Here is a 14,065-nt window from a genome sequence, read left to right as displayed (position 1 = left end):
CATGGCAAACACAATGGCAACGATTGAAATCTCTGCTTCTCCTGATCAAGTATGGAAATTGATCGGTGGATTTAACTCACTACCGGACTGGCTTCCTTATATCCCAAGCAGTGAAATGAGCGAAGGGGGACGGGTGCGTCGGTTGGAAAACCCGGATGGTGATGTGATTATTGAGCGCCTGGTAGGCTTTAATGAAAAAGAGCGCCATTACACCTACTCCATTATGCAAGCACCCTTTCCAGTTACCAATTATGAATCGACGATCCACGTTCGTGAGAATGGTGACAAAGGAACGCTGGTGGAATGGTCTGGCGAATTTACACCGGTAGGAGTTAGCGACGATGAGGCTATCAAGCTGTTCCACGGAATCTATTCAGATGGTCTGGAAGCATTGAAAAAAGCATTTCAAGCTTAATCAGTTGACCAAAAACAGATAAGGCAGCCGCGGTGTAGAACATAGTAACCTGTTCTATGCTGCGGTTGCCTTTTATGTGTATTGAGGCCTTGGATCAACGTAGGTTGATGAATCTAGCGCTTTTCATTTTAATAGAGATACAGGATCTTGTTCGATTGGGTTGAATCCTTTCATGATAAGCCATATAGCCAAAACCAATTGTTGAAAGGCTATTGGAATGTTCAACATCATATAGGTTGCATCCAGACCGATGAAGCGAATCATAAATAATAAGCTAGCCAATATGGACAATGTAGATCCGATAAGACCCCAAACTGACAACCAACGTGGAACTAATTGTGTTTGATAAAATACGCAGGTGAACAAGAGCGTGGCCAACGCGAATGCCAGTGTCGTTGCCACATGGTTCACCAAATCACGTCCTTCCCGCAACAATCCACCCAGAGTCTGAAAATACGATACATGCAAAGTTCCGATTTTTGCAAACTCGTGGCTTACTGTCAATAGCAACAGAAGAATGATTACACCAAGGATAATAAACACACCCGCAATGATGCCAAAAGCAACAGATCCTAGAGCTAACCCTTTATGGTGCTTACTTAACAACGGATACATCAAAAGAGGAATACCAACATAGGTAACAATCATTAACAATTGGAAAAGCGCTCCTAGTAGTACCTGGTTCTCATTTGGAGAAGCCATGACAAGGTAGTCTGCTCCATCTATTACAGGTACAACACTATATATACCCGTAATCAATCCGGCTATTAATAACACCCCAGTCACTATTGCAGACCTTCTACCTGCATTTGTTCTCTTCCTCAACATAATTAGCCTCCTTCTCATACACTACCTCTGGCGGATGAAGGGATGCTGCCTTCCTCGGCATTTTTTATCGCGTATCAAGTGTAGAGGGTAAAGAGGAATATAGTTCAATGAGGCAGTCTATAACATTATTATTCAGTTGAGATCCATGATTTGCTCCATATCTTTAAAAATGCTTCCAAGTAAAATCAATACTCAAGTACCCAATCGGTTTCTCCTTGAAGGTCAGTGCTGCTTTCGTCGCCAATTCCGGTTTGCGAAAACAGACAAGGTCTTTGTGATATCCAAAAGCGCGACACACTTCCGGTCGAACGCTATGAATGCCACACTGATCTTTTTGCATGTCGTAGAAGATACAAGTCCCAAACATTCTCGGTTGATTTTTTAGATCGTCACGGAGTTTATTTGGAAGCGCTTTCAATTTCTTGTGTATCATTTTCAATTCCTTTTCTGTTAGGGGAACAGGCCCACAGCACAATCCTTTACAGCCTTGACAAGGCAAAGTATTCATATCATCTACAACCTTTCGTCATGTGATGTTTGCTAGAAAAAACAAAAAAGATGATCCTCATTAATTCAGGAGATCATCTTAGGAACTACCGCATTCAATTGTGTGGATGATTCAAAAATTCGGTAAGAAAAAAACTGTACTTCTATTATAGCACATGTAGGAAGATTTTGACGAATGCTTTTCGAAACAGTCGAGTTGGTTTCGAACTGTACGATGCTCCGGACGGGTCCATCACCGCTCATCCAAGTTCGGGGAAGTCATTGACGGAACAAGCCCCATTTTTCTTGTTTATTTCGTCAAAACATACAACCACTCACCATTGCACTCTTCATCGTCCCCAGTCAAGCCTTCTAAGACGCGTTCAAACGAGAAACCGAGCCTCTCGATGATGCGAACCGATGCTTTATTGTCTGGGTGTGCTTTTGCGTACAATCGATCCAATCCGATTACATCAAATGCGTACGTAGTAAGAGCGGAGGCAGCTTCAAAAGCGTAGCCGTTCCCCCAATAATCCCGTCCGATTAAATAATAGAGTTCTTTTTACGGAGCCAGAAAATCGAGAACGCCAACACCACACCATCCAATGAACCTGCCAGTAGCCTTTTCGTGTATGGCCACAGAATATTTAAAAGGCTGGTCAAAAGGGTAGGATGTCCCTTTCGATTTTGAAATGATCGCTGGATAGAAAGAGGGGAAGCGCTCACGGGAAGCGCTTCGGACCTCATGTGTGTTTGATCAGAATGAGTTCTTCCACTTCTTCGCTTCGTGCTTCCGAAAATGCCCGATCGACACCGAAAGGCTGAAAACCGTTTTTTTCTAACACACGAATGGATCCGATGTTGTCATGGGCGACACGCGCATATACAGGAGGTAGTCCGAGGTCCTCTAAAAAGAGAGTAAGTGCATTTGTCGCGATTCCTTTGCCCCAAAAGCTTTTGTCTATCCAGTATCCAATCGTAGGTAAGCCAAACAGCTCAAAGCACGAAATATTACCAACAATCTGCTCATTCACGACAATGGTTCTTTTCACAATCGAATCATTGTTCAAAATCCTCGTCCAATGAGCAATGAATCCGTCTCTATCTTCAGGGTCCTTGACAGTAAAAGCAGCCATCTCATGTGCGGATTTGTCCAATTGCTGGGTGAAAAATATAGGGAGATCTGCCTCTGTTACTTCTCGCAAAGTAAGTGACTGATCACATAATGGCTCCAAGGAAAAGCACCTCCGAAAAATATTATCTATTCTCGCTTCACCAACACTTTGATAATCAACGACAGTACCGTGAGAACCAAAATGACATTAGCGATGAGCATAATGCTAGGTAAATCAAGCCTAAACAAGATGTACACACTCCTACTCATTACAACCTTTGAAAGTGAAAAAGACTAGTTCTCCTCAGTGACAATCATGATCGCAAAGCCATCATAGCCCTTGCTGCCAACTGTCTGTACAACGGTTCCACTGACACGCTTTTCTTCAGCTACCAAATCGGTGAATTGACGTACGCCGACAATATTGGGATCCGTGCTTGTTTCGTCCAAGACTTGACCACTTCGTACAACGTTATCCGTGATAATCACAGTACCTTTGCGAGAGAGCTTTAATGCCCATTGAAAATAGTCGGGGTTTCCTTTTTTATCTGCATCGATAAAAATAAGATCAAAAGGTCCCTGATTTTCTTTGTGTAGTTCGATGAGAGAATCAAGGGCAAGTCCGACCTTCACTTCTACGATCTGATCCACTCCTGCGCGGGTAATGTTCGCTTGTGCAACTTCTGCATGCTTTGGATCATATTCAAGAGTAATGAGACGACCGTCCGCAGGCAGTGCGCGGGCTAGCCAGATGGTACTGTATCCACCGAGAGTGCCAATTTCCAAAATCGAACGAGCGCCTTGAATCCGTGCTAACAGATGAAGGAATTTACCTTGATTGGGTGCTACATCAATAGCTGGAAGACCTGCAGCTGCGTTCTCTTGAAGAACTGTGTCTAGAACGGAATCGGCTTCCAGTAGTTTATCCGTAAAATAGTGATCGACCGCTGTCCATTGCTCTTTATTCATGATCTCAACTCCTCAAGAATTTACAGGGATATCATAACACGATTAGCAACTTCTGGTTGGTTTTTTTGTAACAATGAACACATTTCAGCGGAGGGATTCTATGGTCGATCAAGCTTTATAGGTAAGATTTTCACCTGTTACCATTATTTTCGCATAGCGTGAACGCTGAATTTTCATGATAATAGAAAAGTAATCCAAGCTAGCTAGTATAATCCAACCTTGGGGATTCTTTTTACGCGTCCGACTAATTGAGGCAGTCTAAGTCGGCGCCATTTTTTTGTTCCATCTATAGGTAAATGTACCTATTATTTCTCGTTGTCAACCGAAAACAAGTCCTATATGATTATATCATTCACGTATGACATACGCGTACTACCCCGTACGCCCCAACCACTTTTTGATGGTTGGGATTTTTTTTGCCCCGTTTCATATCCAGTTATCTCCTATCGCGTTTCGATGCGATTTTTAATATCCTTGTACATAGGACTTGAAATGTTCTTGGGGTCCGCGGTGACTCAAATTATGCAGAGGAGTCACCGCTTTTTTTTACATACTTCCTCCGTTCAAGGTCAAGCTAGTAACAGGTGATCTTGGTCAGGAGGTGTTTTGTGTGCGCGCAACTTTCGTGGTGCTGACACTGGCTTTTGCTTTAACCGTAACGGGATGTACAAAGCAATCTGGTACGGAAACGAAGAAATCTGGTACAGAAACGAAGCAAAAAGCGGAAGTGGAGCCGTTGTGCATGCCTGTTCCCGTCAGACATTATCAATGGGAAGAGCGAGCGAGATCGATTACGGCTAGCGTGAAAGGCATAGACAAAATCGTGGTTGTCCAAATCGATAAAGAGCTCGATGTGGCTATTCAAGTAACGAATTTTAATCGGTTCAAGATGGAATCGATTCAAAAAGAAGTCGGAAAGAAATTAAAAGAGGCTTTCCCAGATGCCAATATTCATGTGACAGCTGACAAGCGATTGTTAAAAGATTTGCAAAGGCTGAGTGACGAACGGTGGCCAACCGATGTAAAAGAGGCATGCCAGAAGAAGAAATCCTTAAAAGAAATGGAAAAGAAAATGAAGGGCTAGCCGATTTCCCAAACCTCACACACTGCATGGGTAGAGTGAGGTTTTTGTCGTTTGATTTGACAGAATGATGAATAGAAAATGAAGGTTCTGTGATCAATGAACAAAGAAGGACTCCCTGACTGGGAGTCTATATCAGCTAGTAGTGATCACGATCGTAATGAGGAGCGCGCTCTCGATCTCGATGGAGATCGATGCCGCGTAATTCACCCTTGGCTTTTTCCACGAGGACTTGATAATCTCTTACCACTTCCGTCAAGGTCGTAATGGATTCCTTATAGTCGGGATCATTACAGATTCCATCTATCGCTCGATGGAGGTGATACATCTTATCTTCGGTTTTTCGGATAAATTCTACCCAATCCATTCCGTTCATAAAATACCTCCTTTCCGTCATAGGCTTTACTCCCATGCGTGAAAGTATGCAAGGTGAAAATGCGAATAAAATGATGCGTATGCAATCTAATAATGAACTTTGGTCTTGTAACGATAATCTGTTCATGATAACATACCTCACATCACTAGCATCAAAGGACGAGACTTGAGGTGTATCAAATGAATGGGTTAGCCATACTGAATCGATTTCTTGAGAAAATCATGCCAATACTAACGCCGAGTAGTGTTGCTATTGGCGTAATAGCCGGGACACATTTGCAACCGTTTGCTTTTTTGTCTCCTTGGGTGTTTGCCTTCATGACATTTACCGGCAGTCTGGGTTCAGGATTTAAAGAATTTGCAAAGGTACTGACCAGACCACTCCCTTTAATTGTCAACTTGTTGATTCTTCATGCACTTATGCCGCTTGTTGCCTGGTCAATGGCTCGGTTGTTTTATCCAGATGATATCCATGTCATCACGGGCTTTTTGCTGGCGGCCTTAATTCCCACAGGGATCACGAGCTTTTTGTGGTCATCGATTTATTTCGGGAACATCGCCCTGACGCTATCCATTATATTGTTGGATACGATGCTCTCTCCATTGATTGTTCCGTTGGGAATGTCCTTGTTTTTAGGGGCAACCGTCGAGATGGATTTGGCAGAACTGATGAAGGGTTTATTTTATATGATCGTGTTGCCGTCGCTAGTTGGTATGCTGCTCAATCATTTGTCAAAAGGGAACGTCAAAAAAACGTTGGCACCAAAACTAGCGCCATTTTCGAAGATGGGAATGGGTGTAGTCGTCGCGATCAACAGCTCGATGGTTTCGTCTTACTTTCATAGGATGGACGCTAAACTGGTGGGAATGGCAGTCCTTGTACTGGTAGTAGCCATTTTGGGTTATTTGATGGGGTGGGGGATTGCAAAGCTGTTCGGGTGGGAACGTGATGTGATTGTCACGTTAACCTTTAACAGTGGAATGCGAAACATTAGTGCAGGGGCAGTGATGGCGATCACGTACTTTCCGGCGCCTGTTGCTCTTCCGGTTGTTCTCGGTATGCTTTTTCAGCAAATACTCGCTTCTACCTTCGGAAAGTTTTTGGAGCTGGTCGAGAAAAGACCGCAACCTCAACCACAGGAACTATCAAGCTAAAAGGAAGAGCCGTTTTCCAAAAACAATGGGAAAACGGCTTTTTTCTTGGGTATAACCTGAGCTACCTACTTACATGGCGATAGGAGTGGCTAAAAAAAGAGTTGCGAACTTATGTTCGCACTCACTATAATGTAAGTACAATTTCCCACACAAGATGAGGATTTGGATAAATGTTCGTAAGTAGGCGGGTGGAAAAGCGTGGCTAACAACAATCTTGAAGTAACACACGAAGAAAGAGAGGCATTTATGTACATGCTGCGAGATTCGGGTAGAGAGAATTATCCCTTACATGTGAGCTGGTGTGTGTCCTTTGAGGGGGAGCGGGGGAATACATGCAGCATGTGGGGTGTGGTCAAATGGGTAGACCCGAAGGCGAGACGTGTTCAATTAGTGAACCAAACGGGTAGTCAATGGATCAAGATGGAGAAAATTATCAATGTACATGCATAGGTGTGCGTACGGAGACCTTTCATGAAAATCGACTGCATTCTCTCCACTTCCTTTTTTGACCCAATGATTGGGTCTTTTTTTTGCTTATGTACCTTTCTTCGGATATGGCTTCCCATCCGCTTGAAACAACTTGCTCACCATTCCATAAAGACGACCTGACATGTTAGGAAAAACAAAGGAGTATTCATTCGCTCCTTGATTCAGCAAAACGATTGGTGCTTCCACGATGTAGGGGATTTTCATTAGATCGAGCATCTTCTTATATTCTTCTACCTTGGAATGGTTGACCGTATAATAAAATGATTTAGAAAAATTCATGCGAGCACGCTCCTTTTCCTTATTGTAGCATATCCACAGTTTGACGTATAAATGAACATAATAAATGTTATGTAAACACAAAGCACTTTCCTTTCTCTTTAGGAAGAGAGAAGATTCACAAAGACTTCTACCTGTGATAAAATAAAAGACCAAAATTTTACCAGTAGGAGAAAATGATGATAATCAGTCAGCAACTACTTTCTGTGAACGGGTTATCCTACACGATTCGCTCTGCAATGGAAACAGATGCACAACAGTTGTCGGACCTTCGACTGCAAATCGATGGGGAGACTGAAAATTTGGACAGAGAAAGAGGAGAGGCTTTCATCGATGTGCAAGGATTCGAAGACATCATCAAAACGGATGCAGAGAGTCCAAGAAACTTGTTTTTAGTGGCTGTTGTTCAAGATCGAATTGTCGGGTTTTCCAGATGTGCAGGTGTTTACTTAAACAGATTTGCGCACAAAGTAGAGTTTGGTGTATGCGTATCACAAGATTTCTGGGGTTATGGCATCGGGAAGAATCTCTTGCAAGAATCGGTTGCCTGGGCAGATGCCAATCACATTACCAAAATGACGTTGAATGTAATGGAGACGAATGAGAAGGCAATCGAGCTATACAAACGGTTTGGTTTTGAAATCGAAGGGGTACTCAAAAACGACAAAGTTCTTTCCGATGGCAATTACTACAACATCATTATTATGGGAAGATTCAAAAATGACAGGAAAGCAACATGAAAAAAACTCCGCTAGCGTTAACGGAGTGAGTTTTGCTGTCTACTCATTTGGTAAACAGTTGTTTAACTGCTGAAGAAGCTACGGCTGGAGCGCTTTCTTTTATAATGAGAGCTGCCGTAATGGGAATGTCCGTACCGATTGCTGGAGCTGTACTTTCTGCGATGTTTGTAATCGCTGCTGCTGTATTTCCGGTACTTATGCGAAGATGAGTGATTACCGAGTAAATTTTTTAAAAGCTTTTTGAGCATATCAATCACTCCTAGTTAGGTTGGAAGTCTACTCCGTATAAGTATATACGAATATGTCAAAGAACCGTTTCATTATTTTTCTACGTTCTCGTGAAAAGCTGGGCCGATCAGATCGATCCGGTTCGTCCATATTCCCCCTGTAAAGTTTTCAGGCACTCGTTTTAAATCATTCGGGACATCAAAGCCTTGTGACACATCTCCACTGCCTGCGACTAGGATTACGCGGGTGTCTTTTGCTTCCATTCTTGCCATGAACCGATTCGGCCAACCCCAGAGCCATGGGGCAATCTGATCAGGAATCTGTAATTGGGTTTGTGCACAGGCTTGTGGTACATATCCGGACCAACCTGCTGCAATGTACGGGATCAGGCAGCTTTTCATTGTCGCCATAGACATCACACGCAGTTGGGGCAGTTGTTGTTTCAATGTCTCGATTGGCTCGTCACCGCCATAAACAGAGAGCTGCGCCAGTCGTTTTGCAGGCAATGTCGCCAAAACATCCGCCAACGCTTTCCCCTCGAGTGGGTCATTGCTTTTGATATGGATAAGCAGCGAGCGATTAGGGAATGTTTGTAGCACATCATCGAGAGCGGGCATCATGCCAATCCCTTTTCCACGGAAGGGAAAGGTTTTCCCTTCATCCGCTGTATAATGGTAGCCAATGTCGAGCTGTTGTAATTCGGCCAAGGTATAATCTCTCGTGACACCAGTACCATTTGTCCGACAGTCAAGCGTCCAGTCATGAAACACGGCGAATCGATTGTCTTTGGTCCATTGTACATCGAGCTCAACAACGTCCGCGCCTGCATCAAAAGCCGCCTGCATGGACGGAATCGTATTTTCCAGATACGGATGCTCCGGTGGATAAATCCGTTCCGCCGTACAGGTTTCGTTGGTGATGTTCTCCATATGAAAGGTTTGCGCCATTCCCCGGTGAGCAAGTAAAAAAGGCTCGCCTTCTGGCTCTTTTGCAAGATAAGAGCTGTTACCCAGAAACAGGAAAGCGATGAAAAGAAGAGGAATCCAGATGCGTTTTCGCTGGAACCATTTCTTTCGTGGTTGATTTCGTTGTTTTGACATGATGGAATACCACCCCTTCCTTAAAATGCTCTGTTCATTGTAGCAAAACGCAAGGGAGGAAGGTACATGCTTTGGGAGTAGGGCTAGGGGCTTGGCATCATTCGAAAAGACTGGCACAATAGACGGAAGATAAGAAGTATCCTTGAAGAGCAGGGGAGGTTCCATGAAAATAGCTTTACATCAAATCGCTTATCAGATCGGCATGCACCCAACTGAGATGGCGAAGCTTGTCTACGATGGTGAAATAACGGGAGAGGTACCTGACCGCAATCCGCAAGCGAAGGATGCCTGGGTGGATTTGCACTCTCTGCGTAACTTCGTTCAATGGCGATACGATCAGGGGCAAATGGAGAAGATGTTCTATGATAAAGCTATGCGTCACCTGAACAAAGCAATGCCAAAAAAATAATCGAATGTGGGGGAGAAGCATGCAAGACTCTATCATTTACTGCTTGGTACCAAAAACATACTGGGAAAAGTGGATGGACAAAGATCACTACTTACCGCGCGATTACGAGCAAGAAGGTTTTATTCACGCGACAAAAGGGGACGAGCTGCTTGAAAAGGTAGCAAACCGCGTCTACGCACAGTTTGACGATGAGTTGTATGTACTCGTTGTCGATGAAACGAAAACGACTTCGGAAGTCAAATACGAGGCTGCGAAGGATGGATTGCTGTATCCACACATCTATGGACCGCTGAATCAAGATGCGATCGTGGATAGAAAGCAAATGAATCGGATAGACGGCCAGTGGCGTCTGGGAGCGTCCATCCGCTAATCTCTACCATTTAAACCATTTGAGTAGCGCAAGCACTTCTTGACGCTTGGCCTCAGGTAGCTTGTCGAGTCTGCGTAAGAGAAGATCAATTCGCATGCGCTGTTCCACTTCGGATTCAGGTACCTTTTGTCCCTTCACCCATTGTCGCTTCAGGCGGACGGGATCGGTATCAGAGATGATCCGAAGTAGCTTTCTTTCCAACAAATCTAAGGAAGCCATAGGTGAAACCCTCTTTTTCGTTTAATCCGTTTCTTCTATTATAACACGGGTACATAAAGAAACCATGATTGGCGCACAATGGTAAAGGTGTTGAATATAACCCTTTGTAGGAGGCGTATCGATTATGGCGAAGCCGGATGACCGTTCTGACAATGCAGAAAAGCTTCAACAGATGATTTCCAATACGGAAGAGAACATTCGTGAGTCCGAAGATTATCTGACGGCTCATGCTGGAGAGATTTCTGCAGAGGAAAAAGCAAACCTCGAAGCGAAGAATCAGCGTCGTGAAGAAAGCATCGAGGGATATCGCGCGGAAATCAAGGATGAATCTACGCAGGCATAACCTTGCTACCAAACGTCTGGCGCCAACTATGCGTCAGGCGTTTTTTCATTCTATCGGGCAAAAGTGCAACAAAACATGATTTGTTTTGCGAAACATGGTAATCTGTAATGGTACAAATTGAATAAGAGGAGAAAGACTTATGAAGCGACCAGAAGATACACGCGTCGTTGTCGGCATGTCCGGCGGAGTCGACTCCTCCGTGACGGCTTACCTGCTTAAGCAACAGGGATATGACGTCATCGGCATCTTCATGAAAAACTGGGATGATACCGATGAATTCGGCCACTGCACGGCGGAAGAAGACTTCCAGGATGTCCGGCGCGTCTGTGAACAGATCGGCATTCCATATTACACGGTAAACTTTGAAAAAGAATACATGGACAAGGTATTCCAGTATTTTTTGGATGAATATAAACGGGGACGTACACCGAATCCGGATGTCATGTGCAACCGTGAAATCAAGTTCGGTGAGCTTCTCGCCAAGGTGATGGATCTGGGGGCGGATTATATTGCTACCGGCCATTACGCGCAGGTCAAGTACATCGATGGCGAGTACAAGCTGATTCGCGGCGTTGACAACAACAAGGACCAGACTTACTTCTTGAATGTATTGGGCCAAGAACAGCTTTCCAAAACGATGTTCCCGATTGGTCATCTCCCGAAGCCGCAAGTAAGGGAGATCGCGGAAAAAGCGGGACTCTATACAGCGAAAAAGAAGGACAGTACAGGGATCTGCTTTATTGGGGAGCGCAACTTCCGCGAGTTCCTGCAAAACTATTTGCCAGCCAAACCAGGAAATATCGAGACCGTAGATGGAGCAGTCATCGGTACGCACGACGGACTGATGTACTATACATTGGGTCAACGACAAGGATTAGGGATTGGCGGAGGTCATGGTACAAGCGGACAGCCTTGGTTTGTTGTAGACAAGGATCTGGAACGGAATGCCCTGATCGTTGGCGAAGGCTCTGATCATATCCGTCTGTACTCGAAGAGTCTCTTGGCGACCAACGTGAGCTGGGTGAGTGATAAGAAACCATCCGAAACGTTTACTTGTACAGCCAAATTCCGTTATCGCCAGCCAGATCAGGGAGTAACCGTTCACCTGCTGGAGGATGGCAACGTGGAAGTTGTATTTGATCAGCCGCAAAAAGCAGTGACACCTGGTCAGGCTGTCGTCTTCTACGATGGGGAAGTGTGCTTGGGTGGGGGTACGATTGATAAGGTACGCTTAGTCGATAAAGAGAACTAAGATAGACGGGGGAAGCACTCGGTGGATGCTACGAAAAAATCAAAAGTGATTATCGTTTCATTTTTGGCGGGAGCAGTTCTCTTGGCGATCATCTCTTATTTCGGGATGGCCTCCATGGGTAAAGAGCATATGGTGACGATCCAAAACGTCATCAAGGAGAACGGCGGGGTTGTAAACGCGGGTGGAGTGACAGCTGTTCCGCTGGAGGAAAGTCCTTTTACCAACGGCGGAAAAGGCAATACCATCTACCGTATCTACTATACGAAAGATGGGCAAACGTTGACGGCTTGGTATCGTGCTGATAACGAATCCTCCATCAAGAAAGAGCCGGAAGCATGGATTCTGCCGTAAAAACAAGGATAAACCTGACTGGGAGAGTGAAGGCATCACATGACCCAATATGCTGGATTGCGTGAACTGGCTGAACTGATTCGAAGACTCGAGCCAGAGTTAGCGAGTGCACAATTAAGTATTCTTGCTCATGAAAATAAAGAGGAAATCGCAACATTGCTAGTGGAAGGACTCGGGACAAAGATTCCTGTCCAACACAGCTCTGGCGAATATGCGAATCATTTGGCGATTTTGCGTGTAGGAGCGAACAAGTACACCTTTGCGCAAGATTGGAGAGAAGTGTACATCAGTGAAATCAATTACTGCGCTTGTCGCATACCTCCAGGGGCCCACGGATTGTTGGTTCGCCATATCGATTATCCAGGCGTGATTTATGATGTCTCACGAAAACTGGCCGAGTATCAAATCAATGTTTCCAAGTTGAATGTATCCCGCGAGCAAAAAGGGAAGAATGCCCTGCTTATCTCTGTGACTGATGAAGAGATTACACCAACGATTGTATCTGCCATCGAAGAGCTGCCCCAAATCACCAAAGTGTTATCTCTACAGTAAGCGAATCATGATAAACAAAAACTGCCCGTTGCTAGTAGCGGGCAGTTTTTTTCGTGGCGAATTTGAGTCCTTGACTAATGAAGACTGGCAAAACAGACGAGTGATTTTCGTTGGCAAATTCGTTAAAGGAAGCCTTGATTTGGCCCTTACCCATGGAGGACAATCGTTCGATCATCGCCAGTGATTTTTCTTTGACCAAGAATCGCCCATCGTTTTCCAACTCGCCGATCGTCAGGAGTGCATGGACGTCGAGGTCATCTGTCAGCAGGCTCGGCAATTGACTTTCCTTTGCAAGCAGCACGCTCTCATTCCAGTGGATAGAGGGACTACCGGCAATATACCGCTGGAACGCGTGTGGTCTCGACAGAAGCACATGCAAGACAAATAAGCCGCCTAGCGAATGTCCCAAAATCGCTTGCTGCGTCCGATCGATGGGGAAGTCGTTTTCGATGCTAGGCTTGAGCTCCTCCTCTAAAAAGGTGAGGAACTGCTCCGCTCCCCCCATCTGTGGCCACTCGGCTCCTTTTGGGCTGCCAGGAAGCTCTGAGGCGGGAACTTCATACGTGTAATCATAGAAACGAGCAGGATGATATGGGTCGTCTGTTGGATAGCCAATCCCGACGACGATAGCAGGATACACGCCAGTTCGTTCAGGGCCACGTGATTGTATCCGTATCGCTTCGGTCATAGTGGCAAAAACAGAGTTGCCATCTAGCAAATATATGACGGGAAAGCCTGATTCCGGAGGGGGATCGGCAGGTATACTTACGAAAATGTGATAGTCACGCTCTTGATAAGTCATGATTCTACGGTATGAACGAGGTATGACGACAGGTTGATAGTCGGTGCTTTTCATGAGGGCGACTCTCCAATCTCTCCAAGGCTAACCAACACACACAAAATCTATTATATGAACGAGAACCAGAGATTGGAAATAGCCGAAAAAGGAGAATAGTTAGTTTTCGAAAAGAGCCCATACTGAGCTTGACTCCTACGATATATTGAGGTAAAGTAAGTTTTACCAACTACATATTGATGCGGTAAGGTGTTTACCAGCCAGATTTGGTAGACTTAATAGGGAAGTCGGTGAGAATCCGACGCGGTCCCGCCACTGTAATGAGAGAGTTCCATTTGCGAAAGAAGGCCACTGATCATGAAGGATCGGGAAGGTGAAAATGGAGCGATGATCCAAAAGCCAGGAGACCTGCCTAACCGCTTGCACTGTTTACCCTACGGGAGATAGGGAAGTGTTCGAGCGCTCAATTCGCATTGGCGAATTGCTAGATGGAAGTCATCACGCGCATTCGGCATGT

21 protein-coding genes, 1 pseudogene and 1 riboswitch are annotated in these 14,065 nt (G+C 44.9%); of the genes and pseudogenes, 11 read left to right on the top strand and 11 right to left on the bottom strand.

From position 1 onward, the window contains the following. Position 1: 1 nt before the first annotated feature. Positions 2-415, top strand: coding sequence for an SRPBCC family protein (locus ACUUHJ_RS16895; RefSeq protein ID WP_015891452.1), 414 nt, complete (start codon positions 2-4; stop codon positions 413-415). Between the two features lie 123 nt (positions 416-538). Here the strand turns inward: ACUUHJ_RS16895 and ACUUHJ_RS16890 are convergent, their stop codons facing one another. From ACUUHJ_RS16890 to ACUUHJ_RS16870, 5 genes and pseudogenes are all read right to left on the bottom strand, one after another. Further along, on the bottom strand, positions 539-1,243 hold the full coding sequence (locus ACUUHJ_RS16890) for a DUF4386 domain-containing protein (RefSeq protein ID WP_472299434.1): 705 nt from the start codon (positions 1,241-1,243) through the stop codon (positions 539-541). Positions 1,244-1,406: 163 nt separating this feature from the next. Beyond that, positions 1,407-1,751 (bottom strand): YkgJ family cysteine cluster protein, encoded by a 345-nt coding sequence (locus ACUUHJ_RS16885; RefSeq protein WP_289673119.1) that lies wholly within the window; start codon positions 1,749-1,751, stop codon positions 1,407-1,409. A gap of 288 nt (positions 1,752-2,039) precedes the next feature. Further along, a pseudogene (locus ACUUHJ_RS16880) lies at positions 2,040-2,276 on the bottom strand (GNAT family N-acetyltransferase); the annotation flags it as partial. 196 nt (positions 2,277-2,472) lie between these two features. Then, positions 2,473-2,964: a GNAT family N-acetyltransferase gene (locus ACUUHJ_RS16875; RefSeq protein WP_472299433.1), complete on the bottom strand. Its 492-nt coding sequence runs from the start codon at positions 2,962-2,964 to the stop codon at positions 2,473-2,475. A 173-nt stretch (positions 2,965-3,137) separates the two neighbouring features. Then, positions 3,138-3,812: an O-methyltransferase gene (locus ACUUHJ_RS16870; RefSeq protein ID WP_472299432.1), complete on the bottom strand. Its 675-nt coding sequence runs from the start codon at positions 3,810-3,812 to the stop codon at positions 3,138-3,140. Between the two features lie 610 nt (positions 3,813-4,422). On the opposite strand from ACUUHJ_RS16870, the gene ACUUHJ_RS16865 reads away from it, so the two are divergent. Beyond that, positions 4,423-4,896, top strand: coding sequence for a YhcN/YlaJ family sporulation lipoprotein (locus tag ACUUHJ_RS16865; RefSeq protein ID WP_472299431.1), 474 nt, complete (start codon positions 4,423-4,425; stop codon positions 4,894-4,896). Between the two features lie 136 nt (positions 4,897-5,032). Here ACUUHJ_RS16865 and ACUUHJ_RS16860 read toward each other — a convergent pair whose 3' ends face one another. Continuing rightward, a complete protein-coding gene (locus tag ACUUHJ_RS16860; RefSeq protein WP_472299430.1) occupies positions 5,033-5,269 on the bottom strand; it encodes a hypothetical protein in 237 nt (78 codons plus the stop codon). Positions 5,270-5,448: 179 nt separating this feature from the next. Here ACUUHJ_RS16860 and ACUUHJ_RS16855 point away from each other — a divergent pair, with 179 nt between their 5' ends. Beyond that, positions 5,449-6,423 carry a bile acid:sodium symporter family protein gene (locus ACUUHJ_RS16855; RefSeq protein WP_472299429.1) on the top strand — a complete coding sequence of 325 codons (975 nt, stop codon included), beginning with the start codon at positions 5,449-5,451 and terminating at the stop codon, positions 6,421-6,423. A gap of 198 nt (positions 6,424-6,621) precedes the next feature. Further along, positions 6,622-6,873, top strand: a complete 252-nt coding sequence (locus ACUUHJ_RS16850; protein ID WP_472299428.1) for a YolD-like family protein — start codon at positions 6,622-6,624, stop codon at positions 6,871-6,873. Positions 6,874-6,957: 84 nt separating this feature from the next. Here the strand turns inward: ACUUHJ_RS16850 and ACUUHJ_RS16845 are convergent, their stop codons facing one another. Further along, the gene (locus tag ACUUHJ_RS16845; RefSeq protein WP_289673107.1) at positions 6,958-7,191 is read right to left on the bottom strand and encodes a hypothetical protein; all 234 of its coding nucleotides are present in this window, start codon (positions 7,189-7,191) and stop codon (positions 6,958-6,960) included. Between the two features lie 176 nt (positions 7,192-7,367). Between ACUUHJ_RS16845 and ACUUHJ_RS16840 the strand changes: the two genes are divergently transcribed. Further along, positions 7,368-7,928 (top strand): GNAT family N-acetyltransferase, encoded by a 561-nt coding sequence (locus ACUUHJ_RS16840; RefSeq protein WP_472301208.1) that lies wholly within the window; start codon positions 7,368-7,370, stop codon positions 7,926-7,928. A 62-nt stretch (positions 7,929-7,990) separates the two neighbouring features. On the opposite strand, the gene ACUUHJ_RS16835 is transcribed toward ACUUHJ_RS16840, so the two are convergent. Both ACUUHJ_RS16835 and ACUUHJ_RS16830 read right to left on the bottom strand, forming a co-directional pair. Next, positions 7,991-8,176, bottom strand: coding sequence for a hypothetical protein (locus tag ACUUHJ_RS16835; RefSeq protein ID WP_472299427.1), 186 nt, complete (start codon positions 8,174-8,176; stop codon positions 7,991-7,993). 72 nt (positions 8,177-8,248) lie between these two features. Continuing rightward, the gene (locus ACUUHJ_RS16830; protein ID WP_472299426.1) at positions 8,249-9,256 is read right to left on the bottom strand and encodes a glycerophosphodiester phosphodiesterase family protein; all 1,008 of its coding nucleotides are present in this window, start codon (positions 9,254-9,256) and stop codon (positions 8,249-8,251) included. A 163-nt stretch (positions 9,257-9,419) separates the two neighbouring features. Here ACUUHJ_RS16830 and ACUUHJ_RS16825 point away from each other — a divergent pair, with 163 nt between their 5' ends. Then, positions 9,420-9,665, top strand: coding sequence for a hypothetical protein (locus ACUUHJ_RS16825; protein ID WP_289673101.1), 246 nt, complete (start codon positions 9,420-9,422; stop codon positions 9,663-9,665). 19 nt (positions 9,666-9,684) lie between these two features. Beyond that, entirely contained in the window at positions 9,685-10,035 is a 351-nt protein-coding gene (locus ACUUHJ_RS16820; protein ID WP_289673099.1) for a DUF952 domain-containing protein, read from the top strand. Positions 10,036-10,038: 3 nt separating this feature from the next. Here ACUUHJ_RS16820 and ACUUHJ_RS16815 read toward each other — a convergent pair whose 3' ends face one another. Then, a complete protein-coding gene (locus ACUUHJ_RS16815; protein WP_016743595.1) occupies positions 10,039-10,254 on the bottom strand; it encodes a hypothetical protein in 216 nt (71 codons plus the stop codon). Positions 10,255-10,378: 124 nt separating this feature from the next. On the opposite strand from ACUUHJ_RS16815, the gene tlp reads away from it, so the two are divergent. The 4 genes from tlp to ACUUHJ_RS16795 all read left to right on the top strand — a co-directional run bounded on the left by tlp (position 10,379) and on the right by ACUUHJ_RS16795 (position 12,752). Next, positions 10,379-10,597: a small acid-soluble spore protein Tlp gene (gene tlp / locus ACUUHJ_RS16810; RefSeq protein WP_142496798.1), complete on the top strand. Its 219-nt coding sequence runs from the start codon at positions 10,379-10,381 to the stop codon at positions 10,595-10,597. A 139-nt stretch (positions 10,598-10,736) separates the two neighbouring features. After that, the gene (mnmA, locus tag ACUUHJ_RS16805; RefSeq protein WP_472299425.1) at positions 10,737-11,849 is read left to right on the top strand and encodes a tRNA 2-thiouridine(34) synthase MnmA; all 1,113 of its coding nucleotides are present in this window, start codon (positions 10,737-10,739) and stop codon (positions 11,847-11,849) included. Between the two features lie 21 nt (positions 11,850-11,870). Then, complete coding sequence (locus ACUUHJ_RS16800) at positions 11,871-12,200, top strand: hypothetical protein (RefSeq protein WP_289673097.1); 330 nt, start codon at positions 11,871-11,873, stop codon at positions 12,198-12,200. A 39-nt stretch (positions 12,201-12,239) separates the two neighbouring features. Beyond that, on the top strand, positions 12,240-12,752 hold the full coding sequence (locus ACUUHJ_RS16795) for an ACT domain-containing protein (protein ID WP_188068474.1): 513 nt from the start codon (positions 12,240-12,242) through the stop codon (positions 12,750-12,752). Between the two features lie 31 nt (positions 12,753-12,783). Here the strand turns inward: ACUUHJ_RS16795 and ACUUHJ_RS16790 are convergent, their stop codons facing one another. Then, positions 12,784-13,608 (bottom strand): alpha/beta hydrolase, encoded by an 825-nt coding sequence (locus tag ACUUHJ_RS16790; RefSeq protein WP_289673096.1) that lies wholly within the window; start codon positions 13,606-13,608, stop codon positions 12,784-12,786. A 170-nt stretch (positions 13,609-13,778) separates the two neighbouring features. Then, positions 13,779-13,978: riboswitch (cobalamin riboswitch) on the top strand. Positions 13,979-14,065: the final 87 nt, after the last annotated feature.

The organism is Brevibacillus schisleri, from assembly GCF_055685845.1.
This window is presented reverse-complemented; position numbering and strand designations above follow the sequence as displayed.

What these genes read in the sequence shown, in the direction of transcription:
- tlp (WP_142496798.1), top strand. Translation starts at nt 10,379, where the DNA reads ATGGCGAAGCCGGATGACCGTTCTGACAATGCAGAAAAGCTTCAACAG.
- ACUUHJ_RS16830 (WP_472299426.1), bottom strand. Translation starts at nt 9,256, where the DNA reads ATGTCAAAACAACGAAATCAACCACGAAAGAAATGGTTCCAGCGAAAA.
- ACUUHJ_RS16870 (WP_472299432.1), bottom strand. Translation starts at nt 3,812, where the DNA reads ATGAATAAAGAGCAATGGACAGCGGTCGATCACTATTTTACGGATAAA.
- mnmA (WP_472299425.1), top strand. Translation starts at nt 10,737, where the DNA reads ATGAAGCGACCAGAAGATACACGCGTCGTTGTCGGCATGTCCGGCGGA.
- ACUUHJ_RS16895 (WP_015891452.1), top strand. Translation starts at nt 2, where the DNA reads ATGGCAAACACAATGGCAACGATTGAAATCTCTGCTTCTCCTGATCAA.
- ACUUHJ_RS16825 (WP_289673101.1), top strand. Translation starts at nt 9,420, where the DNA reads ATGAAAATAGCTTTACATCAAATCGCTTATCAGATCGGCATGCACCCA.
- ACUUHJ_RS16855 (WP_472299429.1), top strand. Translation starts at nt 5,449, where the DNA reads ATGAATGGGTTAGCCATACTGAATCGATTTCTTGAGAAAATCATGCCA.
- ACUUHJ_RS16860 (WP_472299430.1), bottom strand. Translation starts at nt 5,269, where the DNA reads ATGAACGGAATGGATTGGGTAGAATTTATCCGAAAAACCGAAGATAAG.
- ACUUHJ_RS16820 (WP_289673099.1), top strand. Translation starts at nt 9,685, where the DNA reads ATGCAAGACTCTATCATTTACTGCTTGGTACCAAAAACATACTGGGAA.
- ACUUHJ_RS16795 (WP_188068474.1), top strand. Translation starts at nt 12,240, where the DNA reads ATGACCCAATATGCTGGATTGCGTGAACTGGCTGAACTGATTCGAAGA.
- ACUUHJ_RS16845 (WP_289673107.1), bottom strand. Translation starts at nt 7,191, where the DNA reads ATGAATTTTTCTAAATCATTTTATTATACGGTCAACCATTCCAAGGTA.
- ACUUHJ_RS16835 (WP_472299427.1), bottom strand. Translation starts at nt 8,176, where the DNA reads ATGCTCAAAAAGCTTTTAAAAAATTTACTCGGTAATCACTCATCTTCG.
- ACUUHJ_RS16890 (WP_472299434.1), bottom strand. Translation starts at nt 1,243, where the DNA reads ATGTTGAGGAAGAGAACAAATGCAGGTAGAAGGTCTGCAATAGTGACT.
- ACUUHJ_RS16840 (WP_472301208.1), top strand. Translation starts at nt 7,368, where the DNA reads ATGATAATCAGTCAGCAACTACTTTCTGTGAACGGGTTATCCTACACG.
- ACUUHJ_RS16815 (WP_016743595.1), bottom strand. Translation starts at nt 10,254, where the DNA reads ATGGCTTCCTTAGATTTGTTGGAAAGAAAGCTACTTCGGATCATCTCT.
- ACUUHJ_RS16885 (WP_289673119.1), bottom strand. Translation starts at nt 1,751, where the DNA reads ATGAATACTTTGCCTTGTCAAGGCTGTAAAGGATTGTGCTGTGGGCCT.
- ACUUHJ_RS16790 (WP_289673096.1), bottom strand. Translation starts at nt 13,608, where the DNA reads ATGAAAAGCACCGACTATCAACCTGTCGTCATACCTCGTTCATACCGT.